This window comes from Streptantibioticus ferralitis (assembly GCF_029223525.1).
Taxonomy (GTDB): Bacteria; Actinomycetota; Actinomycetes; order Streptomycetales; family Streptomycetaceae; genus Streptantibioticus_A; species Streptantibioticus_A ferralitis.
The window spans coordinates 201016-224222 of the sequence record NZ_JARHTQ010000006.1 but is presented as its reverse complement, the minus strand read 5'-3'; the positions used below and the strand labels follow the sequence as shown (position 1 = coordinate 224222).

Annotated in this window: 21 protein-coding genes and 1 pseudogene; 12 read left to right on the top strand and 10 right to left on the bottom strand. The window is 70.7% G+C overall.

Going from position 1 to position 23207, the window contains the following annotated elements; all coding sequences use genetic code 11:
- A complete protein-coding gene (locus P2L57_RS12020; RefSeq protein WP_275812543.1) occupies positions 1 to 549 on the bottom strand; it encodes an NUDIX domain-containing protein in 549 nt (182 codons plus the stop codon).
- A gap of 120 nt (positions 550 to 669) precedes the next feature.
- Between P2L57_RS12020 and P2L57_RS12015 the strand changes: the two genes are divergently transcribed.
- Both P2L57_RS12015 and dmpI read left to right on the top strand, forming a co-directional pair.
- Complete coding sequence (locus tag P2L57_RS12015) at positions 670 to 1590, top strand: LysR family transcriptional regulator (RefSeq protein WP_275812540.1); 921 nt, start codon at positions 670 to 672, stop codon at positions 1588 to 1590.
- Between the two features lie 162 nt (positions 1591 to 1752).
- Positions 1753 to 1935 carry a 4-oxalocrotonate tautomerase DmpI gene (gene dmpI, locus P2L57_RS12010; RefSeq protein WP_275812537.1) on the top strand — a complete coding sequence of 61 codons (183 nt, stop codon included), beginning with the start codon at positions 1753 to 1755 and terminating at the stop codon, positions 1933 to 1935.
- 126 nt (positions 1936 to 2061) lie between these two features.
- Here dmpI and P2L57_RS12005 read toward each other — a convergent pair whose 3' ends face one another.
- Complete coding sequence (locus P2L57_RS12005) at positions 2062 to 2496, bottom strand: ribonuclease (protein ID WP_275812534.1); 435 nt, start codon at positions 2494 to 2496, stop codon at positions 2062 to 2064.
- Between the two features lie 450 nt (positions 2497 to 2946).
- Here P2L57_RS12005 and P2L57_RS12000 point away from each other — a divergent pair.
- Positions 2947 to 3350 (top strand): annotated as a pseudogene (locus P2L57_RS12000) (VOC family protein).
- 152 nt (positions 3351 to 3502) lie between these two features.
- Here P2L57_RS12000 and P2L57_RS11995 read toward each other — a convergent pair.
- The gene (locus P2L57_RS11995) at positions 3503 to 4231 is read right to left on the bottom strand and encodes a hypothetical protein (protein ID WP_275812938.1); all 729 of its coding nucleotides are present in this window, start codon (positions 4229 to 4231) and stop codon (positions 3503 to 3505) included.
- Positions 4232 to 4424: 193 nt separating this feature from the next.
- On the opposite strand from P2L57_RS11995, the gene P2L57_RS11990 reads away from it, so the two are divergent.
- Positions 4425 to 4778 carry a deoxyxylulose-5-phosphate synthase gene (locus P2L57_RS11990; protein WP_275812531.1) on the top strand — a complete coding sequence of 118 codons (354 nt, stop codon included), beginning with the start codon at positions 4425 to 4427 and terminating at the stop codon, positions 4776 to 4778.
- Here the strand turns inward: P2L57_RS11990 and P2L57_RS11985 are convergent.
- The gene (locus P2L57_RS11985; protein WP_372515684.1) at positions 4762 to 5409 is read right to left on the bottom strand and encodes a class I SAM-dependent methyltransferase; all 648 of its coding nucleotides are present in this window, start codon (positions 5407 to 5409) and stop codon (positions 4762 to 4764) included. The genes P2L57_RS11990 and P2L57_RS11985 overlap by 17 nt on opposite strands.
- A gap of 257 nt (positions 5410 to 5666) precedes the next feature.
- Here P2L57_RS11985 and P2L57_RS11980 point away from each other — a divergent pair, with 257 nt between their 5' ends.
- The 3 genes from P2L57_RS11980 to P2L57_RS11970 all read left to right on the top strand — a co-directional run bounded on the left by P2L57_RS11980 (position 5667) and on the right by P2L57_RS11970 (position 8986).
- Entirely contained in the window at positions 5667 to 8141 is a 2475-nt protein-coding gene (locus P2L57_RS11980) for a sensor histidine kinase (RefSeq protein ID WP_275812528.1), read from the top strand.
- A complete protein-coding gene (locus P2L57_RS11975) occupies positions 8138 to 8563 on the top strand; it encodes a roadblock/LC7 domain-containing protein (protein ID WP_275812525.1) in 426 nt (141 codons plus the stop codon). Before P2L57_RS11980 ends, P2L57_RS11975 begins: the two co-directional genes overlap by 4 nt.
- 63 nt (positions 8564 to 8626) lie before the next feature.
- Positions 8627 to 8986, top strand: a complete 360-nt coding sequence (locus P2L57_RS11970; protein ID WP_344183038.1) for a DUF742 domain-containing protein — start codon at positions 8627 to 8629, stop codon at positions 8984 to 8986.
- A 24-nt stretch (positions 8987 to 9010) separates the two neighbouring features.
- Here P2L57_RS11970 and P2L57_RS11965 read toward each other — a convergent pair whose 3' ends face one another.
- Positions 9011 to 10249, bottom strand: a complete 1239-nt coding sequence (locus tag P2L57_RS11965; RefSeq protein ID WP_275812519.1) for an SWIM zinc finger family protein — start codon at positions 10247 to 10249, stop codon at positions 9011 to 9013.
- Entirely contained in the window at positions 10246 to 13134 is a 2889-nt protein-coding gene (locus P2L57_RS11960) for an SCO1167/SCO6262 family helicase (protein WP_275812516.1), read from the bottom strand. The genes P2L57_RS11965 and P2L57_RS11960 overlap by 4 nt, the downstream gene beginning before the upstream one ends.
- A 214-nt stretch (positions 13135 to 13348) precedes the next feature.
- Between P2L57_RS11960 and P2L57_RS11955 the strand changes: the two genes are divergently transcribed.
- Together P2L57_RS11955 and P2L57_RS11950 are read left to right on the top strand one after the other, a co-directional pair.
- Complete coding sequence (locus P2L57_RS11955; RefSeq protein ID WP_275812513.1) at positions 13349 to 14377, top strand: DUF6397 family protein; 1029 nt, start codon at positions 13349 to 13351, stop codon at positions 14375 to 14377.
- 145 nt (positions 14378 to 14522) lie between these two features.
- Positions 14523 to 14933: a hypothetical protein gene (locus P2L57_RS11950; protein WP_275812510.1), complete on the top strand. Its 411-nt coding sequence runs from the start codon at positions 14523 to 14525 to the stop codon at positions 14931 to 14933.
- 29 nt (positions 14934 to 14962) lie between these two features.
- Here P2L57_RS11950 and P2L57_RS11945 read toward each other — a convergent pair whose 3' ends face one another.
- Both P2L57_RS11945 and P2L57_RS11940 read right to left on the bottom strand, forming a co-directional pair.
- A complete protein-coding gene (locus tag P2L57_RS11945; protein WP_275812507.1) occupies positions 14963 to 15829 on the bottom strand; it encodes an acyl-CoA thioesterase in 867 nt (288 codons plus the stop codon).
- Between the two features lie 55 nt (positions 15830 to 15884).
- Positions 15885 to 18398 carry a DEAD/DEAH box helicase gene (locus P2L57_RS11940; RefSeq protein ID WP_275812504.1) on the bottom strand — a complete coding sequence of 838 codons (2514 nt, stop codon included), beginning with the start codon at positions 18396 to 18398 and terminating at the stop codon, positions 15885 to 15887.
- A gap of 135 nt (positions 18399 to 18533) precedes the next feature.
- On the opposite strand from P2L57_RS11940, the gene P2L57_RS11935 reads away from it, so the two are divergent.
- Positions 18534 to 19331 (top strand): metal-dependent hydrolase, encoded by a 798-nt coding sequence (locus P2L57_RS11935; RefSeq protein ID WP_275812501.1) that lies wholly within the window; start codon positions 18534 to 18536, stop codon positions 19329 to 19331.
- A gap of 287 nt (positions 19332 to 19618) precedes the next feature.
- Here P2L57_RS11935 and P2L57_RS11930 read toward each other — a convergent pair whose 3' ends face one another.
- Entirely contained in the window at positions 19619 to 20086 is a 468-nt protein-coding gene (locus P2L57_RS11930) for a MarR family winged helix-turn-helix transcriptional regulator (RefSeq protein ID WP_275812499.1), read from the bottom strand.
- Positions 20087 to 20244: 158 nt separating this feature from the next.
- Between P2L57_RS11930 and P2L57_RS11925 the strand changes: the two genes are divergently transcribed.
- Positions 20245 to 22104: an ABC transporter ATP-binding protein gene (locus P2L57_RS11925; protein ID WP_275812497.1), complete on the top strand. Its 1860-nt coding sequence runs from the start codon at positions 20245 to 20247 to the stop codon at positions 22102 to 22104.
- Positions 22105 to 22160: 56 nt separating this feature from the next.
- On the opposite strand, the gene P2L57_RS11920 is transcribed toward P2L57_RS11925, so the two are convergent.
- The gene (locus P2L57_RS11920) at positions 22161 to 22706 is read right to left on the bottom strand and encodes a citrate/2-methylcitrate synthase (RefSeq protein WP_275812933.1); all 546 of its coding nucleotides are present in this window, start codon (positions 22704 to 22706) and stop codon (positions 22161 to 22163) included.
- Here P2L57_RS11920 and P2L57_RS11915 point away from each other — a divergent pair.
- Complete coding sequence (locus tag P2L57_RS11915; RefSeq protein WP_275812930.1) at positions 22594 to 23133, top strand: citrate/2-methylcitrate synthase; 540 nt, start codon at positions 22594 to 22596, stop codon at positions 23131 to 23133. The two genes, P2L57_RS11920 and P2L57_RS11915, sit on opposite strands and share 113 nt — an antisense overlap.
- Positions 23134 to 23207 lie beyond the last annotated feature (74 nt).

Genomic DNA, 23207 nt, shown 5'->3' with positions numbered 1-23207 from the left:
TCAGTCGGCGCTGCCGCCCACCGCGCCCTCTCCGCTGCGGACGGCCTGGAGCTGAAGGTAGGCCTCCAGGCCGTCCGGTACCCACTCCCACTCCGGAAGCCTGCGCTTCAGCTCGTCCTCGGTGAGGAAGGTGTGCCAGGCGACCTCCTCGGCCTGTGGGTGCACCGGTAGGGCACACTCCACCTCGTAGACCCTCGACCACCAGGTGTGCTCGGGGGTCTCGTAGAGGAACTGCAGCACCGGCGACGGCTGCGGCAGCCCGTGGACGCCGAGTTCCTCCTCGGCCTCACGCAGCGCCGCCTCGTCGTAGCTCTCGCCCGCGCCGACCACTCCGCCGACGAACATGTCGTAACAGGACGGAAAGACAAGCTTGTTCGGCGTGCGGCGATGGACGAAGATCCGCCCCTCGGGATCGCGGGCCATGACGAAGACACAACGGTGCCGCAGCCGCTTCCGGTACGCCTCACCGCGTGGCGCCTGGCCCGTCACGCGGTCGTTCTCGTCCACGATGTCCAACAGCTCGTCCGCCGAGCGTCCCTCAACAGCCATAACGCCATCCAAGCAGAACGGCCCCGAGCGGGCGGCCCATCCACGCGCATACGGTCGGTGGCGGCCACCATGCCCACGCTGACATGCGAGCGTCACCCGCCGCCAACGAAGGAACCGACCGTGGAAATCCGCCAGCTCCAGTACTTCACCGCCGTCGCCGAGGAGATGCACTTCGGCCGGGCGGCGGAACGGCTGCACATCGGCCAGCCCGCGGTCAGCCAGCTGATCCGCCGCCTGGAGCGAGAAGTCGGCGTCGAACTCTTCGACCGCTCGCCCCGGCACGTACGGCTCACCCCGGCGGGCACCCGGCTGCTGCCGGAGGCACGGGCGGTGCTGGCGGCGGTGGCACGGGCCCGCGCCGCCGTGGCGGAGCACGCGGCGGTACAGGAGCACAGTGTGCGGATCGGCACCAGCACGGGCATGGGGGAGCGGCTGGACGACGTGCTCACCGCCTTCTCCCAACTGGTCCCGCAGGCCGGTGTCGAGCTGCGCTACACGCCCACCAGGGACCGCCTGGAGCAGGTCGCGGAGGGCGGACTGGACGCCGCGTTCGTCCGCGGGGAGCAGGAGGAGGACGAGCGGCTGCGGATCGTCCCGGTCTGGCAGGAGCCGCTCGTCGCGGTGCTTCCGGCGGCCCACCCTCTCGCCGCCCGCGCGGAACTGCCGATGGACGAGCTGGCCGCGCTGCCGTTGCGGCTCACCCCGCGCTGGAACAACCCGCCGCTGGTGGACCTCGTCCGGTCCGCCTGCCGCGACGCCGGTTTCGAACCGGTGCCGGGGCCGCCCAGCACCGCACTGCAGGACACCCTGGCCGCGATCGGTTCCGGTACGCCGATGTGGACCGTTGTGTACGCCGCGCACGCGGCCCAGTTGCGGGCGCCGAGGGTGGCCTTCGTACCGTTCCGCGCGCCGGGGCTCACCATCACGATGGGGCTCGCACTGCACCGGGTCCGGCCAACGCGCCATGCGGAGGCGCTGCTTGACGCGTGCGCCCAGGCGCGTACCCGGCACGAAGGGCGGCCTTTCCCCGCCGGGGCGTGACCTCCCGCGTTGCGCGGGGCGCCGGAGTGCGCCATCACATGCGCTGATCGCAGCGAGTTCCGGATGCGTCTTGGTGCGCGTCCGGCGCCGCGATGGACTGGGGGCATGCCGGTGAGCGGCCCGGAACCGCCGGGAGCCGCCGGGGAGTTGAAGGAGTGCGCCATGCCCAACGTCATCGTCCAGCAGGGTCCCCGCAGCGTCGAGCTCAAGCGTGACCTGGTCCGCCGGATCACCGACGCGTTCGTCGACGCCTACCAGATCCCGGCCGACACCGTGTCCGTCTGGATCCAGGAGACCCCGGCCGACAGCTGGGGCTCGGGCGGGAAGCTCACCGCCGACAAGTGAGGTCCGCGCCTGTCGCGGGGCGGGGGCGCCGCCGGGGAGCGCCCCCGCCCCGCGAAATGAATGAGTCCGTCGGCCTGACAGCGCTTCAGGCCGACGGACTCGTCGGATGTGGGGGGAGAGCGACGATCAGCAGCTGGAGTCGATCTGGCTGAACGAGGCGTAGTGGTCGGCGGTGTAGTAGTCGCTGCCGTCGTCACCGGTGACGATGCGGCGGGCGCCACGGGTGCTCGCACCGGGGGTGATGACGGTGTAGGCGTGGTAGTAGCCGTAGGACTCCGAGGGCAGGACGCCCTCGCGGTTGTCGAAGACCTCCCCGTCCTTGGAGAACGGGTACGGCCCACCCTGGGCGATCAGGTTGAGGGTGTCGTCGGCCTGGCTGGGCAGGGCGGACTGGCACACGGTCCCGACGTCGAAGGGCTGAACCGCCGCGGCCGACACGGCGGGCGCGGCGGTTGCCGCCTGCGCGGGTCCGGCCAGCACGGTGGTGGGGCCGAGAATGATCGTTCCGGCGAGGATCATCGCGGAACCGCGGGAGAGCAACGCGCGTAGAGGCATTCGCATGCGGTCAGTGTGATGCGACGTATGGGTGGCGTAAAAGTGTCTGGCGCCAGGATTCACTTGACGTTTACCTGACAAGCTCGCAACGTGACGAACGTGTGCAGAACCGGTGTTGACCTGGTGTCAGGCGCGCAACCTGACGGTAAGGCGAATCGCTGACTCCACATCAACTCGCCATGAGTCTGGGTCGATTCGGACATCAATGCGGCTTGCGGGCACGGCTGATCCACGTCCCCTGGAGTGATTCTTCGTCAGCCATAAACATGCGCACGGAAGTTGGGGCTGCCCCTCGTCGCTCCCTGCTGGCCGTCTGAGTGGCCTCGGCTGCCCCCGCCGGCCACCCCGTGCCGCTGGAGCGGCCCGTTAGGCTCGTGGTACGGCATCGCGTGTCGGTCACCGGCTGGGTGAGGCATGGAGGTGCCCGTGAGATTGCCTTACGGAGGCATTCCACACATGTCAGTCGAGTTGAATCACACCATCGTCCACGCCCGGGACAACCGGGAGTCCGCCGAGTTCCTGGCGCACATCCTTGGCCTTGAGGTCGGGGCCGAGTGGGGCCCGTTCATTCCCGTCGCCACCGGCAACGGGGTCACCCTGGACTTCGCTGCCATCCCGGGGTGGGGTCGATCGTCATGCAGCACTACGCCTTCCTCGTCGCCGACGAGGAGTTCGATGCGGCCTTCGCCCGGATCCAGCAGGCCGGGATCAGCTACTACGCCGACCCTCACATGAAGCAGCCGGGCGAGATCAACCGCCACCACGGCGGCCGAGGCCTGTACTTCATGGATCCGGCAGGCCATGGCATGGAGATCATCACCCGCCCCTATGGCAGCCACCAGCAGCCGACGGCGTCCTGAGGTAGTGGCCGGCCGGGGTTCCGTGGCCCTGGCCGGCCATTGACGAACTGCCGATATCCATCGGCGCTGGTGGCAAGGCCGCGATCACGACCGCCGCGCCACGAGCGGCGCATTCCGCAACGACCTGCTGGTCCCCGGAAACACTCAACCCCTCAGTCGAGCCGCACCGCCAGCTTGTCCAACGCCTCAAGCAGCGACGGCAGTTCGGGCCCGCGCCCCACCGGCAGCACCTCGCCCGGCTCCTCGTCCAGCAGCACGAAGGCGATGTCGTCGGTCCTGGCGACGATGCTCCACCCCGGTCCGTCCGCGCGCAGCGCCCGCGCTCCGCCCTCCGCGAAGGACGACCGGATGCGTCCGGGCGGCGGCGGATCGTCCGTGTACGCCTTGGCCTCCGCGAGTACCCGGCGTACCGCGGGGTGGCGGCCCGCGCCGGGCGCGGCGAAGTCCTTGGCGTCGTCCACCTGCGCCCGCCAGGTCCGCCACTGCAGCGCGATCTCGTCGGCGCCGAGGCGGCGTTGCGCGGGACCCCACCGCTCGGTGTCCGGCGGTACGAGTGGCGGTCGGCCGCCTTCCTCCTCCGAGGGGTCGTGCGGCTCGGCCAGACCGGGTGCCGAGACGGCCAGCGCCAGCGGCCAGCCGGGCAGGGAGGCGACGATGTCCCGTTCACTGGGCGACAGGTCGTACGGCAGGCCGCAGTCCCAGGTGGCGATGGCCAGCGCGACCAGCGCGGTGTCGCGGGTGGCGACGGTCCACCGCGCGCCTTTGCCGTCCTGGCCGAGGATCAGGCCGTACCCTCTGGCGACCGGCCGCAGGTCCAGTGCCGCGCAGGCCGCCGGGTAGTCGTCGCCGAGCACGCCGGGGAACCGCGCCGGCGTCAGCATCACGGCAGTCAGCACATAGAGCGCGTCGTCGTCTCCGGACACCGAAACCTCCGGTCATGGTCTGTCCGCCAGAGTCGTCGGCGCACCTTAACCAGCAGGTAACAGTGCCGTCGAGAGTTCGCGGGGTGCCCCGGCGCACACCTCGGTGGAAACCATTCGATATCCGCTCACCACCGCGGCTACCCTGCTCGGCATGCCGCGCCGCAGCCACTTCGTCTGCCTTCCCCGCCGGGTCTCCGTCAAGAAGGCGCCGGAGCGCCAGCAGGCGGGCGCCGGAGGCTGTCCGCGCCGCGGTGGCGAGCTGATCGACGTGGGCACCGCGTTCGCCGCGCCACGCCGTGCGGACACCGCGGCATGGCGGGCGTTGTCCGCCGTGCTCTACGCGGGTCTGCGCTTCCACAGCTCGGACTGCATGGGAAGCGGCCCCGGGTACCGTCCGCGCACCCCGCGCGAAGTGCGGATCCGGCTCGCCAACGCCGCCACCGGCTTCCCGGTGGCCCGCGCGCTGGCCTGCCCGGAGCCGGGCGGCGTCAGCCGTCCAGCCTGACGGCCAGCGCCAGGTACCGGTCCGGCGCGTCGTCGTACCTGGTCAGCCGCCAGCCCGCGGCGGCCAGCAGCGGGCGCAGGTTCGGTTCCGCGCGTACGTCGTCGTCGGTCAGGGTGTGTCCCCTGCGGGCGGCCAGCGCGGCGCGGCCGATCGGATGGAAGAGGGCGAGTCGGGCGCCGGGGCGGCACACCCGGGCGAACTCCCGTAGCCCCGCCCCGGGGTCGTGGAGGTGGTGGACGAGCCCGGCCGCGAAGACGGCGTCGAGTGATTTGCCGCGCAGCGGCAGTCGTGCCGCGTCCGCCTCCAGCAGCAGGGCGAGACGGTCGCGTCCGGCCCGCGCAGCCGCGCGCAGCATCTGGGGTGTGAGGTCCACGCCGATGACGGTGCCGGGTGCGCCGACGGCGGTGCGCAGTGCGGCGAGCGCCCTGCCGGTGCCGCAGCCCGCGTCCAGTGCCGACTGGCCGGGGCGCAGCTCCAGTTCGCCGACGCCCGCCTCGTAGGCAGGGGTGTCGTCCGGGTACTTGCTGTCCCAGGTGTCGGCTTTGCCGCCGAAGAATTCCCGGACGCTCGCCGGGTCGTTGTTCATGGCGTGCGGCATGGCGGTCGGCTCCCTGCGGTCGGCTGCGGTCATGCTGCCACGATCCGACGACGTACGTGCGTACCGCCGGGTGTGACGAGCTCCGTGGACGGGACCGCCGCCTTGTGACATGTCACAGTCACCGGGTCCCGCGGTCCGACCCGTACCAGACTGTGCGGGTCCCCGCATCGGCCTGGTACCGCGCGTTGTACCGCGACCTGTGCCGGGTCTGTGATGAACCCGCGAAGAACCCGTGGGGCGGCGGCTCCGCTCGTTCCGCGCGCCGCCAGCGACCGAGGATCCTCCCGACCATGCGCCTGCGCCCCCGCACCATCCGCACGCAGCTCCTGGTACTGCTCCTCGTACCCATGGTCTCGCTGGCCGCGCTGTGGACTTACAGCTCCTTCACCACCGTACGCGGCGCCTGGGCGCTCATCCGGGTCTCCTCGGCGTACCGCTACTACGGCACGCCGACCACCGAGTTGGTGGAGGGACTCGAGCAGGAACGTCGTACCGCCGTCGAGTACGTCGCGTCCGGCGGCACCCGTGACCGGCGTGAACTGGTCGTGACGCAGCGGGCGACCGACCGGCGTGTGGCGGTGCTCCTGGACCACACGCGGTGGCGCCGTCACAGTCCCACCCTCACCGACGACCAGAAGGCGCGGATCGACGCACTGCTCACCGGCCTGGACGGGCTCACGCAGTTACGGGCACAGGTCAGTGCCCGCCGCACCAACTGGTCGCAGATCCTCGACCGCTACTCGGCGGTGCTCGACCCCGGCTTCCGGTTGTGTGGATCGCTGACCGAACTGCAGACGGGCGAGGTGGCCCGGATGGGATCGGTGGTCGTCCAACTCGCCCGGGCCCGCGAACTGCTCTCCCGCGAGGACGCCATGGTCAGCGGCGGGCGAGCCGCGACCGGCATGACCGACGGGCAGTACCGCGACCTCATCGGCACCATCGACGGACGCAAGCTGCTGCACCAGATCTACGCACCCGAACTGCCCGCGGCCGACAGCGCGAAGCTACGGGCGTTCGAGAACGGCAGCATGGGCTGGTCGCTGTACACACTGGAGGAGTCGGCCCGCACCGCGACCCCGCTGACCGCCGCCGCCGGGTTCAGCGCACAGCAGTGGCGGCAGACCGCGGACGGTGCGCTGGCACAGCTCGAAGCCATCGACGACGACGCCGCCCGGCACGTCGGCGAGGAGGCGCACACCCAGGGCATGACGGTGTTGGTCAAAGCCGCGGTCGTCAGTCTCGCGGGGCTCGCCGCGGTCATCGGCTCGCTGCTGATCTCGCTGCGGATCAGCCGCCAGATCGCCGGGCGGCTCACCGCGTTGCGTGACGCCGCGGAGGAGCTGTCGGGACAGCGGCTGCCCGACGTGATGCGACGACTGCGAGAAGGCGTCCCCGTCGATGACGTGACTGATCCGGAGGCCGTCGACCAGTTCGCCGACGACGAGCTCGGCGACGATGAAATCGGCCAGGTGGGAAGGGCGTTCGGAGTGGCGCAGCGCGCCGCCGTAGGCGCCGCGGTGGAACAGGCTCGGCTGCGGCGCGGTGTGTCCGCGGTCTTCACCACCCTCGCCCGGCGCAGCCAGGTCCTGCTGCACCGGCAGTTGACGCTGCTGGATGCGATGGAGCGGCGCACCGAGGACCCGGCCGAACTCGCCGACCTGTTCCGCCTCGACCATATGACGACGCGTATGCGGCGGCACTCCGAAGGCCTGCTCATCCTCTCCGGCGACGCACCGGGGCGGGCGTGGCGCCGGCCGGTACGCCTGGTGGAGGTGGTACAGGCGGCGGTCGGCGAGGTGGAGGACTACCGGCGGATCGTGGTGCACCGACTGCCCCGGATGGCGTTGGCGGGTGCCGCCGTGGCCGATGTCCTGCATCTTCTGGCCGAGTTGATGGAGAACGCCACCGCGTTCTCACCGCCGGACACCAGCGTCGAGGTCGGCTGCGCGGAGGTGCCGGGCGGGTTCGTCATCCGGATCGAGGACCAGGGGCTGGGCATGAGCGAGGACCGCCTCGCCGAGGCGAACCACGAACTACGGGTGGCCGCCGACACCGCCGACCTGCCGGAGACCGACCGCCTGGGCCTGTTCACCGTAGGACGGTTGGCGGCGCGCCACGGGGTGCGGGTCACCCTGCACCGCACCGAACACAAGGGCACTGCCGCCGAGGTCCTGCTGCCCTCGGAACTGCTGGTTCCGGCCGAGGAGCACCGGGACGAGCCGGACGACTCGGCGGGACGGCTGGAAACGGTCGGTGTGCGCGCCGGCCGTGTGAAAGAGCGCGCTGCGGGGGAAGTTGTCGAAGGGGAGGGCGAGCGCGTCGGCGGGGAGGGTGAACGCACGGGCCGCGCCAGGGACGGCGCGCGTAAGGATGGGGTCCGTAGGGCGGTGGCAGTGTCGGTGGCGACCACGCCGCGGGCGAGCGCGCCGGACACCCGGACCACGACGGCGGCCGGGCTACCGCTGCGGGTACCGAGAGGACGGGTGCCGAAGGGCGGCCCGACACGCCGATTGCACGACGAGCCGCCCACCCACGAGCGAACCGTGCACGACCAGTCACGGATGGCGCACGAGGCATCCGGGGAGCACGGTACAGACAGGACAGTTGGGGTGGACGGGAAAGACGGGACAGTAGGGACGGACAGGGAACGATCACCAGAGGCGGCTCGTTCCACTTACGCGGCCTACGCACGAGGCCTCGCCCGTGGGCGCTCGGGACTGGCCGCCGCACAGAAGTCGAGAGAGGAAGACGGGGGATCACCGTGAACAGTGCCACCACCTCGGGGGACCGGGCCGGACTCGGCTGGCTGCTGGACGACTTGACCGATCGCGTCGAGTTCGTCAAGCACGCCCTGGTCCTGTCCAGCGACGGGCTGGTGACGGGCGCCAGCCATGATCTGGAGGGAGCGGACGCGGAGCATCTGGCGGCCGTCTCGTCCGGGTTCCACAGTCTGGCCAAGGGCGCCGGGCTGCACTTCGGAGCCGGGGTGGTACGCCAGACCATGGTCGAGTTCGACGATGGATTCCTCTTCGTCACAGCCGCCGGCGACGGAAGCTGCCTGTCGGTACTCACCGGCGCCGGGGCCGATGTGGGGCAGATTGCCTACGAGATGACGCTGCTCGTCCACCGGGTCGGCGAGCATCTCGGCGTCGCTCCCCGGGCCACCGACGACTCCGCCGGGACGTGACCCGCGGTGGACCGGCTGCCGGGTGAATCGGGCGCGCTCTGGTACGACGACGAGGCGGGGCCGATGGTCCGCCCGTACACCGTCACCCGCGGGCGCACCCGGCCCGATGCCGCGGCTTCCGACATCGACCTGATCGCGGTCGTCGCCGCCGAGCCCGAGGCTGACCTTCCGGCGGGCGGCGATGACCTCGGTGAGGACCATCTGGCCTTGCTACGGCGGTGCGAGGGGCATCCGCGCACGGTCGCCGAGCTGGCATCGGAGGCGGACCTTCCGGTGGGCGTGGTCCGGGTGCTGCTCGGCGACCTGCTGGACGCGGGGCACATCCACATGGTTGCGCCGGACTCCTCGGGCGAGCGACCGGATGTGGGTGTGCTGAAGCATGTCATCAGTGGTCTGAAGTCCCTTGAAGCGGAGGGGCTTTAGGTCACCCGTGCGCGCTGCCCGAACTCAGCCGCCGAGCAGCTCGGCGAGGGCGGTGACGGGGTTCCGCTCCGGCGGGCCGATGGGCCACCACCCGTCGTCCTCCTGGCGGTACGGGTACCAGCGGCCATCGCGCCCGTAGCGCAGTTGCAGACCACGTCCGACCAGCGTCCAGTGGTTGCGGTGCACGCTCAGCTCCGGCGGCACGCCGCTCTCCTCGTCCGTCCAGGAGGCGCCCAACGCGTCCCGGGACCGGGCCAGTTCGGGCCGCGGCGGACTCCACATCTCCTCCAGGACGCGCAGACCCGCCAGGCCCCCGTAACCCCAGGCCTGCGCGGCTCGCGGCAGTTCGCCCTGCCGCCCGCACGCCCGCCCCAGCCGATCCATCAGTTCCGCGTCCGGATGTGTCGCGGCGAGCCGTACCGTGTCCTGCCACACGGTCAGTACCGGTGGTGGTGTGTCCTCCGTGCGGGCCAGCAACTCACGGGCGCGCAGGGCCGCATCCGCGGCGAGCAGCACCAGCGCGGCCGGATCCACGCCGGGTGCGTCGGGCGGTGCGGGCAGCGGCGAGCGGTCCGCGGGCAGCGGCGGCGGGTCCGGCAGCACGGGCACGCCCCGGGCGAACGCCTCGGCGGCTGGTATCCCGTGGTCCGGACCGCGCTGTGAGCGCTCGGCCGCGGTGTCCCCGTACCGCTGCAGTCGCGTCAGCAACTCCCGCTCCCCTCGGCCGCGTAGCAGCATGAGCAGGAGGGGGTCTTCATCCAGCAGCCACGACACCTGATAGGCGAGCGCGGCGGCATGGCGGCAGGGCAACTCCCAGCCCGGGCAGTCGCATTCGGGTTCCAGATCGCCGATGCCGGGCAGCAGCCGCACCCCCGCCTCCCCGGCCGCGTCGACCAGATCGTGCGGCATGTCGCGGTCGAGCAGGGCGGCGATCCGCCCGGCCTTGGCCGCCACCTGCTCCAGGAACCGTTCCCACTCACTGCTGGTCAACCGGTCAACGAACACCACCGTGTTGTACGCGGTGCCGTCCGCTCCCAGCACCGGCGCCGCGATCCGGCCGGCGCTGACGGTGATCGTGCCGACCCGGCCGGTCGCCGCGTACCTGCGGCCCTGGACCAACTGGGCCGAGTCGAGCGAGGTCTCCTCCATCGCCCGCACCCAGGCCTTCGCCCACCATGACCGGCCCCGCCCGCCACGCCGTGGCGGGAACGCGGGAAAGCCGCGGACCGTGTCCTCGGTGCCGCTTGCCGCGCCGTCGCTCATCGTGCGCTCCTCAACTCGACCAGGGCGGTGAGTTCCGCGTCGGACAGTTCGGTCAGCGCCGCCTCGCCGGATGACAGCACCGCCTCCGCCAGCTCGCGTTTGGACCGCAGCATCTCGGCGATGCGGTCCTCGATGGTGCCCTCGGCGATCAATCGGTGGACCTGCACGGGTCGCGACTGGCCGATGCGATGAGCGCGGTCGGTCGCCTGCTCCTCCACGGCCGGGTTCCACCAGCGGTCGAAGTGGACGACGTGATCCGCGCGGGTCAGGTTCAAACCCGTTCCCGCCGCCTTCAACGACAGCAGGAACACCGGAACCTCGCCGTCCTGGAAGGAGCGCACCATTTCCTCACGGCGGGCCACCGGCGTTCCGCCGTAAAGGAGTTGGGTTTCAACACCCCGGCCGCGCAGATGGTGACGCAGAAGCCGAGCCATGGCCACGTACTGCGTGAAGACCAGCACCGCGCCACCCTCGGCGAGGATGGTGTCCAGCAACTCGTCCAGCAGTTCCAGTTTCCCCGAGCGACCGGAGAGCACCGGCCGGTCCTCCTTGAGGTACTGCGCCGGATGGTTGCAGATCTGCTTGCAGGCGGTCAGCAGCTTGACGACGAGGCCGCGCCGGGCCATGCCGCTGCTGCCGCTGATCTCCTCCATCGCCTCGCGCACCGCGGCCTCGTACAGCCCGGCCTGCTCCCGGGTGAGCGGCACGGGACGGTCGGTCTCGGTCTTCGGCGGCAACTCGGGGGCGATCCCCGGATCGGACTTGCGGCGGCGCAGCAGGAACGGCTTCACCAGACGGGCCAGTTCCTCCGCCGCCATGGTGTCGCCGCCCTCGACTGCCTTGGCCCAGCGGCCCCGGAAGGCACTGAGGGAACCGAGCAGACCGGGCGTCGTCCAGTCGAGGATCGCCCACAGCTCAGAGAGGTTGTTCTCCACCGGGGTGCCGGTCAGCGCCACCCTGCCACCGCCGCGGATACGGCGCAGCGCCTTCGCGGTCCGCGAGCGGGCGTTCTTGACGTGCTGGGCCTCGTCGGCGACCACCAGCCCCCAGGTCCGCTCGGCGAGTTGTGCGGCGTCCAACCGCATCGTCCCGTAGGTGGTCAGAACGAATCCGCTCCGCGGGCCGTCCAGGGACCGGCCGCCGCCGTGGAACCTGCGCACCGGCGTGCCCGGCGCGAACCGTTCGATCTCCCGCTCCCAGTTGCCCAGCAACGAGGCCGGGCACACCACCAGTGTCGGCCCCTCGGTCGCAGGGGCCGCCTGGCGGTGCAGATGGAGGGCGATCAAGGTGATCGTTTTTCCCAGGCCCATGTCGTCGGCCAGACACCCGCCGAGCCCGAGGGACGTCATCCGGTCCAGCCACCGCAGGCCGCGCAGTTGGTAGTCGCGCAATGTGGCGGCGAGGCCGGGCGGGGCGACGACCGCCTCCCGGACGTCGTCGGGATCGGCCAGCCGCTCCTTCAGCGCCGCCAGCCAACCGGTCGCAGTGACCGGAACTGTTTCGTCCGCGACGGTCGCCGTACCGGTGAGGGCAGCGCCCAGCGCCTCGATTGCGGTGAGCGGCTTCAGCTCCCGCATGCGCGCCTTGCGCACCAGATCCGGGTCGACCAGCGTCCAGCGGTCGCGCAGCCGCACCACCGGGCGGTGCGCCTCGGCGAGCCGGTCCATCTCGGCGGCGGTCAGCGGGCTGTCACCCAGCGCCAACTGCCAGTCGAAGCCGAGCAGTCCGTCGGTACCGAAGAACCCCCTGACGTCCGAGGGCGGAGCGTCGGTGTGCCCCACGACCGCAGTGGCGGTGAGGTCATGGATGAGGTCCTTGGGCCAGTGCACATCGAACCCGGCGGCGGCCAGGCGCGCCGAGGCCCCGGCGAGCAGCTCGGAGATCTCCCCGTCGGCGAGCGACAGTTCGTCAGGGACGGTACGGTGCAGCAGGCGCCCCAACGGCGGCCACACCCGCGCGGCACGCCGCACGGCGAGCGCGGCGTCGATCCGGGCCCGTTCCCCGAAGCCGTGGTCCGCGCTGTCCCAGAGCGCGGCGGCGTCCGTCATCAACGTCGGATCCGCGAGGCTGTGCAGTTGGACGACGGCGCGGAAGGCGCCGTCGTCAGCCGACGCGCCCAGTGCCTCGACGCCGCCCGGCACTTCGAGCCGGAGCGAGAGCCGTACGCCCGCGTCCAGTCCCGCGGCGACCTCGTCGGCCCAGCCGCGCAACTGCGGTACGTGCTGCTGCTTGGCGGCGGCGAAGGCCGGGGCACCCGCGGCGCGCACGGCGGCCGCGGTACGCGGCAGGGCGTCGGCCACCGCGTCCAGGAACCCGCGCAGCAGGGCGTCGGCATCGGCGAGTCGGGGCGGGGCGGCGCCGGGCAGCGGATCGCTGCCCGGCATCGTTCCACTTCCCGGCAGCGGTACGGCGCGTGCCTCGGCGGGCATGGCCTCGGCGAGTTCGCGGATGCGGCGCATGTCCTCGGCGTCCAGGGGGCCGACCCGCCAGGCGTCGAAGTCCTGTGGCGAAACCCCGGGCAGTATCCGGCCGCGGGCCACCAGTTGGAGCGCCAGGACCGCGGCCGCGCCCCAGAAGGCGGCCGCCGGGTGGGCCTGCCCGCCCGCGCCGCGCCGCGCGACGGTGAGCACCGGCAGCGCGTCGGCGGCGGGAAGGCGCAGCGCCGGAACGGTCCGCGTGCTCACCGACCCGCCGCGGTCGTCCCCCTTCGGCACGACGACGGATATCTCGCCGAGCGTGCCGACCTCCTCATCGACCGGCGTGCGCGGTGTGTCGCCCGCCGGGTCCCAGAAGGCGATGGTTCCGGTGCGGGGTGGATCACCTGCCTCGAACACCGCCGCGCACCGTGCCAGCGCCTGCGCCGTCCCACCCGTGATGCGTGTCATCCGGCCATACTCTCCACAACTCGTCCGATGCTCCCCGTACCCGCCCTTCATCGCCCGGGCCGTCGGCGGCGTTACGCGCGTCCGGTGCCGGAAGCGAGCGCCGATTTCGAGTTATCCACAGGCGGCCCGCGATGACCGGGCGCGGGGCTATCGTGATTACTGACAGTGATCGAAGGTCGCTCGGAAAGTGACCGGGAAGACGGAGGGATTCATCATGCGTGTCGCAGGGCAGCAGATGGTAATCGTGCGGGAGTGGCCGGAGGATGTGCTCGGTCTGGCGGCGGCGCGGGCCGAACTCGGCCTGAACCAAGGGGATTTCGAATTGGCGGTGCAGCTCGGCGAGGTTCGCACGGTGCCGGGCGAGGGCCGCGAGGCGGTGAGCGAGTGCCGGGTGGTGACACGAGCCGAGTTGGAACGATTGCGGGCCGGGCAGGGCTTTCCGGATGCGCTGCGTGACCGGCTGAGGCTGGTGGGCACGGCGGCGGGTGCGGAACTGCTCGGCACCAGTCGCGCCCGGTTCGGCAAGTTGGCCAGAGCGGGCTGCTTCCGCCCTGCGCGCTGGTACGTCAACCGGTATCAGGCCGTGGTGTGGCTCTACCTCGCCAGTGAGGTACGGGAGTTCGCCACGGCGCACGGGGAACTGCTGGCCGGAAGGCTGCCCGCGGAACTTCGGGCCCGTGTCGAGGCGGACGGTGATCTACGGGCGCGCGGCTGGCGGGCCCGGCGGGTGGAGCGGTTGGTCGCCGATGCCGACGACGCCTGGCAGGAGGCGGCGGTATGGGCCGCTCTGCTCGGTCCGCGGGAAGTGGTGCGGATGGTGCCGGATCCGAGTGAGCGGGATCACCTTCGCGAGCTACTGCCCGCCCTGCCGCACGGGAGACCGGGGATGCACGCCGCTCGCGCGGTGATCGAGGCCCAGCTTGTGGCCGACGACCCCGAGGAGGTCATGTTCGGCAGGCTCTGTTTGGGGCACGCGCTGGACAGGGCCCGCGCCGCGCCCCCGGCTCCATGGGTGAAGGACGGGCTGGCGGAAGTCTCGGTGTCGCAGGTTGTGAGCGCGTTCCCGGCGGCGGCCGATGAGCTGGTGCCGCCGTACACCCAGCCGCCACCATGGGGGCTCGCTGCTTCACCGGGGTGGGGGCGGCGCCGTCGGTCCTGGCGGCGACTACTCCACGGAACCAATGAGAGACGCATGCGAATGCGGAGAAGTACGGGACAGGTGAGGCCTGTTGCGGAACGGTGACAGACGGAAGCGCAACGGAGGCTGTGGTTCCGCTGTCTGTTTAGCTACACGGACTAGACCACTCGCAGTACAGGCCTTGGCCAACGGGGAAGAGGCTGGGCCGTACCGAGTCCGTTTGACCACCTGTCTCAGCGAAGGGAAGCCGATGTTCAACCACCATCGCCGCTCGATGCGCGCCGCTGTCATCGCCGCCGTGGGAATCTCCGCGATCGGCCTGGCCAGCACCTCTGCCTGGGCGAAGTCCGACATCTACTTCTCGGCGAGTCCGCACAACGCACGCGTGGGCGGACTGATCCACCTCACCGGGGACGGCGACGACGACAACTCGACGTACAACAGATTCTGTATACAGCAGCGCTCCGGCCACTCGGACTGGCGGACGCTGAGGTGCTCACACGGCGCCTACAACGGCGGGGGCGGCCTCAACATGTCGATACGGGCCCAGCACAGGGGCGCCGTTCAGTTCCGTGGTGCGCTCATCGAGGGCTCGTCCCCCAAGGACAAGCACCCCAAGGTGCACCTTGTCTCGCGGACCTTCACCATCGACGTGCGCTGAGCCGGACCACCCGGCGCTGAGCCCGCGGTTCAGTTGCCCACCTTGCGGAACAGGCCCTCCTGCATGACCGAGACCAGGAGCCTGCCCTCGCGGTCGTAGATCTGGCCCCGAGCCAGGCCCCTGGCGCCCGTCGCGATCGGCGACTCCTGCTGGTACAGGAACCACTCGTCGGCGCGGAAGGGGCGGTGGAACCACATCGCGTGGTCCAGCGAGGCCATGTCGAAGCCGCGCGGGCCCCACAGCGGCTCCACCGGGACCCGGACGGCGTCGAGCAGCATCATGTCGCTCGCATAGGTCACGGCACAGGTGTGCACCAGCGGGTCGTCCCCGAGCGGGCCGACGGCCCGCATCCACACCGCACTACGCGGTTCGGCGCCCTCGATCTCCTCCGGCGTCCAGCGCAGCCGCTCGACGTAGCGGATGTCGAAGGGCTGTCGTCGGGCCATCCTCTCCAGCGGCTCCGGAAGGGTGCCCAGATGGGTCCGCAACTCATCGGGAAGCTTCGGCAGTTCGTCGGGACCCGGCACCTCGGCCATCGGCAGCTGGTGTTCGAAACCCGGCTCGGGAAGGTGGAAGGAGGCGGTCAAGTTGAAGATGGTGCGTCCCTCCTGGACGGCGACCACCCGCCGGGTGGTGAAGGACCGCCCGTCCCGGACCCGTTCCACCTGGTACACGATCGGCACGCCGGGTCGACCCGGCCGCAGGAAGTACGCGTGCAGCGAGTGCACGGGGCGCTGTCCATCGGTGGTGCGCCCCGCCGCCACCAGGGCCTGTCCCGCGACCTGCCCGCCGAACACCCGCTGCAGCCGCTCCTGCGGGCTGCGGCCACGGAAGATGTTCTCCTCGATCCTCTCCAGATCCAGCAGGTCGACCAGCCGCTCTGCGGGACTCGTCATCGGATCTCCCTCGGGTCGAACTCGGGCGGGGGCAGCGTACCTTCGCGGCCCCTGTTTACAACTGGCCCACATCCGTGAGCCGTACCACGGCACGGCCCTCCTCGTCGGAGGCGGCCAGGTCGACCTCGGCGCTGATGCCCCAGTCGTGGTCGCCCTGCGGATCGGCGAAGACCTGACGGACCTTCCACAGCCCGTGCTGCGGCTGCTCCTCGATCTGCAGCAGTTTCGGACCGCGCGCGTCCGGACCGGTGCCCAGGTCCTCGTACTCGTCCCAGTAGGCGTCCATGGCATCCGCCCAGGCGTCGGCATCCCAGCCGGACTCGCCGTCCAACTCGCCCAGTTCCTCGTACTTCTCCAACGCGGCCAGCTCCACCCGGCGGAACATCGCGTTGCGGACCAGCACCCGGAAGGCGCGGGCGTTCGAGGTCACCGGCTTCACCTGGTCGGCGCGATCCGCCGCCTCGTCCGCCGTCTCCTCCTGCGGATTGGCCAACTGCTCCCACTCGTCCAACAGGCTGGAGTCCACCTGGCGCACCATCTCGCCCAGCCAGGCGATCAGATCCTGCAGATCCTCGGACTTGAGGTCCTCCGGCACGGTGTGGTCAAGCGTCTTGTACGCGCTGGCCAGATAGCGCAGCACGATGCCCTCGGCCCGGGCGAGTTCGTAGTGCGAGGTGAACTCGGTGAAGGTCATCGCCCGCTCGTACATGTCGCGGACGACGGACTTGGGCGACAGTGGATGGTCGCCGACCCAGGGGTGGCTCTTGCGGTAGACGCCGTAGGCGTGGAAGAGCAGTTCCTCCAGCGGCTTGGGATGGGTCACATCCTGGAGCAACTCCATGCGCTCCTCGTACTCCACCCCGTCGGCCTTCATCTGGGCGACCGCCTCGGACCGCGCCTTGTTCTGCTGGGCAGCCAGGATCTGGCGCGGATCGTCCAGCGTGGACTCGACCACCGAGAGCATGTCGAGCGCGTACGAGGGGGATTCGGGGTCCAGCAGGTCGAAGGCGGCCAACGCGAAGGTGGACAGCGGCTGGTTGAGCGCGAAGTCCGACTGCAGGTCGACGGTCAGCCGGACGATGCGGCCCTCCGCGTCCGGCTCCGCCAGGCGCTCCACGACTCCGCCGTCCAGCAGCGAGCGGTAGATCGCGATGGTGCGGCGGATGTGCCGCAACTGGGCGGGGCGCGGCTCATGGTTGTCCTCCAGCATCCGCCGCATCGCGTCGAAGGCGTTGCCCGGCCGGGCGATCACCGACAGCAGCATCGCGTGGGTGACCCTGAAACGAGAGGTCAGCGGCTCGGGGTCGGCGGCGATCAGCTTCTCGTAGGTCTGCTGGGACCAGTTGACGAAGCCCTCGGGCGCCTTCTTGCGGACGACCTTGCGCCGCTTCTTCGGGTCATCACCGGCCTTGGCCAGCGCCTTCTCGTTCTCGATGACATGCTCGGGAGCCTGCGCCACCACCAGGCCAGCGGTGTCGAACCCGGCCCGCCCGGCCCGGCCCGCGATCTGGTGGAACTCCCGGGCCCGCAGCACCCGCACCCGCGACCCGTCGTACTTGGTGAGCGCGGTGAACAGCACCGTGCGGATCGGCACGTTGACACCCACGCCCAGCGTGTCCGTTCCGCAGATGACCTTGAGCAGCCCGGCCTGCGCGAGACGCTCCACCAGCCGCCGGTACTTCGGCAGCATGCCCGCGTGGTGAACGCCGATCCCGTGCCGCACGAACCGGGACAGATTCCGGCCGAACTTGGTGGTGAAGCGGAAGTTGCCGATGAGTTCGGCGATCGCGTCCTTCTCCGCCCGGGTGCACATGTTGATGCTCATCAGCGCCTGCGCCCGCTCCACCGCCGCCGCCTGCGTGAAGTGCACGATGTAGACCGGGGCTTGGTGGGTGTCCAGCAGCTCGGTGAGCGTCTCGGTCATAGGCGTCGTGCGGTACTCGTAACTCAGCGGCACCGGCCGGGTCGCCGAGCGGACCACGGCGGTCGGCCGCCCGGTGCGCCGGGTCAGGTCCTCCTCGAAGCGCGACACATCGCCGAGCGTCGCCGACATCAGCAGGAACTGCGCCTGCGGGAGCTCAAGCAGCGGGATCTGCCACGCCCAGCCGCGGTCCGGCTCCGCGTAGAAGTGGAACTCGTCCATCACCACCTGGCCGACATCGGCGTCCCGGCCGTCACGCAACGCGATGGACGCCAGCACCTCGGCGGTGCAGCAGATGACCGGCGCGTCCGGGTTCACGGACGCGTCGCCGGTGAGCATTCCGACGTTCTCGGTCCCGAAGATCTTGCACAGGTCGAAAAACTTCTCCGAGACGAGTGCCTTGATCGGCGCGGTGTAGAAGGTCACCTGGTCATTGGCCAGCGCCGCGAAGTGCGCACCCGCCGCGACCAGGCTCTTCCCGGAGCCGGTCGGGGTCGAAAGGATCACGTTCGCCCCGGAGACCACCTCGATCAGCGCCTCTTCCTGGGCCGGATACAGGGCGATGCCCCGCTCCTGCGCCCACGACGAGAACGCCTCGAAGAGGGCATCGGGATCAGGGGACGCTGGGAGCTGGTCGATAAGGGTCACCCACCCATCTTGCCTGCCTTCGGTGCCCAACCGGGAACCGGCCGTCGGAACGAAGATCACTCACCGATAGGCTGTACGGTCGCAGAAGCATCAACTCCCGTCCCTGGGCGGGCTGAAGGGGGCGGGGCAGCAACCATGATGGGACCGGCGCACTCACTGTCCGGAGCGGCGGCATGGCTGGGGGTGGGCGCGGTCGCCGCCGGGATGCACCACCCGATGCCCTGGCCGACCCTGGTCGTCGGCGCCCTGATCTGTGCGGGCGCCGCGCTCGCGCCGGACCTCGACCACAAGCCCGCGACGATATCCCGCGCCTTCGGACCGCTCTCCCGCGGCCTGTGCGAGATCGTCGAGAAGCTGTCCCTCGGCGTCTACAACGCCACCCGTGCGAAGGGCGACCCGCACCGCAACGGAGGCCACCGCACCCTGACCCACACCTTGGTGTGGGCGGTGGGGTGCGGCGCGGGGGCGTCGGCGATCGCCACCTACGGCGGCCGCTGGGGCGTGCTCGCGGTGCTCTTCGTCCATCTGGTGCTCGCCGTCGACGGGTTGCTGTGGAAGGAAGTCAAGGGCGGCCACCACGTCCTGGTCTGGCTGCTCGGTGCCACAGGGGCCTGGCTGCTCGCCGGGGTCCTCGACGACCCCGGTATGGGCAAGACATGGCTGTTCACCCAGCCCGAACAGCACTACCTGTGGATCGGAGTGCCCGTCGCCCTCGGCGCGCTGGTGCACTGCCTCGGTGATGCGATGACCGTCTCCGGCTGCCCGATCCTGTGGCCCATACCCATCGGCCGCAAGCGCTGGTACCCGATGGGCACACCGCACTTCATGCGCTTCAAGGCCGGTAGCTGGGTGGAGATCAAGGTGCTGATGCCGCTGTTCATGGGCATAGGCGGAGTGAGCGGCGGGGTGGCGCTGGGCCTCCTCGGAGGATGACAGGGCGCGGGCTCATACCCGCGCCGGGTGCGCGGCGGCGCCGCGTACTGCCCATCAGCGCCGAGCAGTTCGCCACGACTGCTCGGCGCTGCCGGTTTCGCGCCGTCCGTGCCGCGAGCCATCGCGGCGACGGGAAAGTCCGCCACCTCATCGCGGCGATGTGAGATTCCGCCCAGACGGCGATCAACCACGGGGAAATTCGCCGCGACAGCGATCAACCACGATGAGGTGGACCGGCGGCCATCCGGCCGTCGCCAGCCACGACAAAGCCACGACAGCGCCGGAAGTCAGGATTCGCCGGAGGCGCGCTGGCAGCGCCCTTCCGGGTCGGACACCAGCGTGGCGAGCAGCTCGCCCAGTTGCCGGCGCTGGTCCGGATCGAGCGGGGCGAGGAGTTCCTCGGCGGCCGCGCGCCGCGCGGCGCGCAGCTGCTCCAGTGCGGCGCGGCCGTCGTCGGTGAGCTCGACCCGCACCACCCGCCGGTTCGCCGGATCGGGGACGCGGCGCACCATTCCGTAGGACTCCAGCCCGTCGACCAGTGTGGTCACCGCGCGCGGCACCACGTCGAGGCGTTGGGCGAGGTCCACCATGCGCAGCGGCTCCGTGCTGTGTGCGGCGGTGCGCAGCAGCCGCGCCATGGCGGGCGTGATGCCCAGCGGCTGCAGATGGTGCTTCTGCACGCGGTGCAGCCGCCGGGTCAGCCGGAGCAGCTGATCGGCGAGGTTGCCGGTGGCTTCCCCTGTTTCGGTGGTCATGGCGCCGCTTCCGTGGTCATGGGCAAAGGTTATCAGGATCAAACTCATTGTGAGTATAGGTAACAATGAACTACGCTCGCATATGGCGACGCCGTCGGCGAAGTATGTGGCGGCGCCCCAGGACCATCCACATGTCCCCGAGCCCTCCGTAGGAGCACATGAACCCCCACTCCCGTGAAATCGACTGGACCCCGCCGCTGAGGGATCCGGAGCAGCCCGCCGACGTACGGCGGATCCTCCGGCTGTTCCGCCCCTACCGCGGGCGGCTGACCGTCGTCCTGCTGCTGGTCGCGGCCTCTTCGCTGGTCTCCATCGCTTCGCCGTTCCTGCTGCGGGCGATTCTCGACACCGCCATCCCGCACGGCCGCACCGGGCTGCTCAGCCTGCTCGCCCTCGGCATGATCGCCACCGCCGTCGTCACCAGCGTCTTCGGTGTGCTGCAGACCCTGATCTCCACCACCGTCGGCCAGCGCGTCATGCACGATCTGAGGGCCGCCGTCTACGCACAGTTGCAGCGCATGTCGCTGTCGTTCTTTACCCGCACCCGCACCGGCGAGGTGCAGTCCCGCATAGCCAACGACATCGGCGGAATGCAGGCCACCGTCACCAACACGGCGACCTCGATCGTCTCCAACACCACCAGCGTCATCGCCTCCATCGTGGCGATGCTGGCGCTCGACTGGCGGCTGACCGTCGCCTCCGTCCTGCTGCTGCCGGTCTTCGTCTCGATCAGCCGCCGGGTGGGCCGCGAACGCAAGAAGATCACCACGCAGCGGCAGAAGCAGATGGCCGCGATGTCCGCCATCGTGACCGAGTCGCTGTCGGTCAGCGGCATCCTGCTGGGCCGCACCATGGGCCGCGCCGACTCGCTCACCCGATCCTTCGAGGACGAGTCGGAGCAACTGGTCAGCCTTGAGGTGCGATCCGACATGGCCGGGCGGTGGCGGATGTCGACCATCAGCATCGTCATGGCCGCCATGCCCGCCCTGATCTACTGGGCGGCCGGAATCGCCCTGCACTTCGGCGGGCCCACCATCTCCATCGGCACGCTGGTGGCGTTCGTCTCGCTGCAACAGGGCCTGTTCCGGCCCACGGTGAGCCTGTTGCAGACCGGTGTGCAGGTGCAGACCTCGATAGCCCTGTTCCAGCGGATCTTCGAGTACCTGGATCTGCCGGTGGAGATCAACGAACGCCCCGATCCGGTACGGCTGGACACGGTTCGCGGCGATGTGCGCTTTGAGCACGTCGACTTCACCTACGAGGCCGACGCGGCCGAACCCACCCTGTCCGGCATCGACTTGACGGTTCCCGCGGGCGGCAGCCTCGCGGTCGTCGGTGCCACCGGCTCCGGCAAGAGCACGCTGAGCTACCTGGTGCCGCGGCTGTACGACGTGACCGCGGGCCGGGTCACCGTCGACGGCGTCGATGTGCGGGACCTGTCCTTCGACACCCTCTCCAGGGCGGTCGGCGTGGTCTCCCAGGAGACCTACCTCTTCCATGCCTCGGTCGCGGAGAACCTGCGGTTCGCCAAGCCCGAGGCGACCGACGAGGAACTCGCCGCCGCCGCCCGGGCCGCGCAGATCCACGACCACATCGCCGGACTGCCGGACGGCTACGACACGGTGGTCGGCGAGCGCGGCTACCGCTTCTCCGGCGGTGAGAAGCAGCGCCTCGCCATAGCCCGCACCATCCTGCGCGATCCGCCGGTGCTCATCCTCGACGAGGCGACCAGCGCCCTCGACACCCGTACCGAACACGCCGTGCAGGACGCCATCGACGCGCTGGCCGCCGGACGGACCACCATCACCATCGCGCACCGGCTGTCCACCGTCCGCGACGCCGACCAGATCGTGGTCCTGGACCACGGCCGGATAGTGGAACGCGGCACCCACGAAGAACTGCTGGCGATGGACGGCCGGTATGCCGCACTGGTCCGCCGCGACGCGCGGCTGGCACCGGAGGACGCCGAACTGCTGGCACGGGACGCGGAGTTCGCGGCGGTCGACGCCGCGAACTGATCGCGCCCGGTCAAGGCACCGGCTCGCGCCCGGTCAAGGCACCGGCTCGCGCCCGGTCAAGGCAGCGGCTGGGGCGGACGAGGGCCGGTGTACTGGCCGCGCGGGCGCATCCGCAGCGGACGTTCGGCGTACTCCTCCAGGGCGTGCGCGATCCAGCCCGCCGTCCTGGCCACCGCGAAGACCGTCTCGCCCGCCTCGCTCGGCATCCCGGCGGAGACCGACAGCACCGCCGGCGCCAGATCGACGTTGGCGTGCACCGGCACATCGCGGGCCGCCGCCCGCACCACGGCCCGCGCGGCATCCAGCGTCCGCTCGGCTGACGGAACGTCCGCCAGCAGCTCGAACAGCGCCCGTGCCCGCGGATCCTCGCCCGGGTAGAGCCGGTGGCCCAGCCCGGGCACGGCGCGCCCGGTACACAGATGGTCGGAGACCACGGCGGCCGCGCTGCCGCGCTGCAGCACCTCGGTCAGCATGCGGTGCGCGAGCCCGCTGGCGGCGCCGTGCAGCGGGCCGTCGAGGGCGCCGAGCCCGGCCGAGACCACCGCGTACGGGTTCGCGCGGGATGAGGCGGCGACTCGGGCGACGACCGTGGAGGCGGCCAGATCGTCGTCGGCGAGCAGCGCAAGTGCCGTATGGATCCGCGAACGGGTGCTGGCGGGCGACCGCATCATGGGGTTCGGGCACGCCGTCTACCGCACGGAAGACCCGCGCTCGCGGATGCTCAAGGAGATCGCACGGCGGTTCGGCGGGCCGCGGGTGGATTTCGCCATCAAGGTCGAGCGACGTGTCGAGGAGGTACTCGCCGAGCTCAAGCCAGGCCGTGAACTCCACATCAACGTCGAGTTCCACGCGGGCGTGGTGATGGAACTGTGCGGTCTGCCCCGTGAGATGTTCACCCCGACGTTCGCCTGCGCCCGTGTGGTCGGTGGCTGGAGTGCCAACATCCCGGAGCAGGCGGTGGACGGCAAGATCATTCGCCCGGACGCCCGCTACGTTGGGCCGTCACCCGAGCCGGTACCGGAAGCCTGAGCCGCACTGTCACCTGCGTATCAACGCCTCGTAAAGAAGAACTCCCCGGACGCCAGAGGCAAGTCAATACGGGT

Coding starts and splice junctions, on each gene's coding strand:
- P2L57_RS12020 (WP_275812543.1), bottom strand. CDS start 549: ATGGCTGTTGAGGGACGCTCGGCGGACGAGCTGTTGGACATCGTGGAC.
- dmpI (WP_275812537.1), top strand. CDS start 1,753: ATGCCCAACGTCATCGTCCAGCAGGGTCCCCGCAGCGTCGAGCTCAAG.
- P2L57_RS12005 (WP_275812534.1), bottom strand. CDS start 2,496: ATGCGAATGCCTCTACGCGCGTTGCTCTCCCGCGGTTCCGCGATGATC.
- P2L57_RS11995 (WP_275812938.1), bottom strand. CDS start 4,231: ATGCTGACGCCGGCGCGGTTCCCCGGCGTGCTCGGCGACGACTACCCG.
- P2L57_RS11990 (WP_275812531.1), top strand. CDS start 4,425: ATGCCGCGCCGCAGCCACTTCGTCTGCCTTCCCCGCCGGGTCTCCGTC.
- P2L57_RS11985 (WP_372515684.1), bottom strand. CDS start 5,409: ATGACCGCAGCCGACCGCAGGGAGCCGACCGCCATGCCGCACGCCATG.
- P2L57_RS11980 (WP_275812528.1), top strand. CDS start 5,667: ATGCGCCTGCGCCCCCGCACCATCCGCACGCAGCTCCTGGTACTGCTC.
- P2L57_RS11970 (WP_344183038.1), top strand. CDS start 8,627: ATGGTCCGCCCGTACACCGTCACCCGCGGGCGCACCCGGCCCGATGCC.
- P2L57_RS11965 (WP_275812519.1), bottom strand. CDS start 10,249: ATGAGCGACGGCGCGGCAAGCGGCACCGAGGACACGGTCCGCGGCTTT.
- P2L57_RS11960 (WP_275812516.1), bottom strand. CDS start 13,134: ATGACACGCATCACGGGTGGGACGGCGCAGGCGCTGGCACGGTGCGCG.
- P2L57_RS11955 (WP_275812513.1), top strand. CDS start 13,349: ATGCGTGTCGCAGGGCAGCAGATGGTAATCGTGCGGGAGTGGCCGGAG.
- P2L57_RS11950 (WP_275812510.1), top strand. CDS start 14,523: ATGTTCAACCACCATCGCCGCTCGATGCGCGCCGCTGTCATCGCCGCC.
- P2L57_RS11945 (WP_275812507.1), bottom strand. CDS start 15,829: ATGACGAGTCCCGCAGAGCGGCTGGTCGACCTGCTGGATCTGGAGAGG.
- P2L57_RS11935 (WP_275812501.1), top strand. CDS start 18,534: ATGATGGGACCGGCGCACTCACTGTCCGGAGCGGCGGCATGGCTGGGG.
- P2L57_RS11930 (WP_275812499.1), bottom strand. CDS start 20,086: ATGACCACCGAAACAGGGGAAGCCACCGGCAACCTCGCCGATCAGCTG.
- P2L57_RS11925 (WP_275812497.1), top strand. CDS start 20,245: ATGAACCCCCACTCCCGTGAAATCGACTGGACCCCGCCGCTGAGGGAT.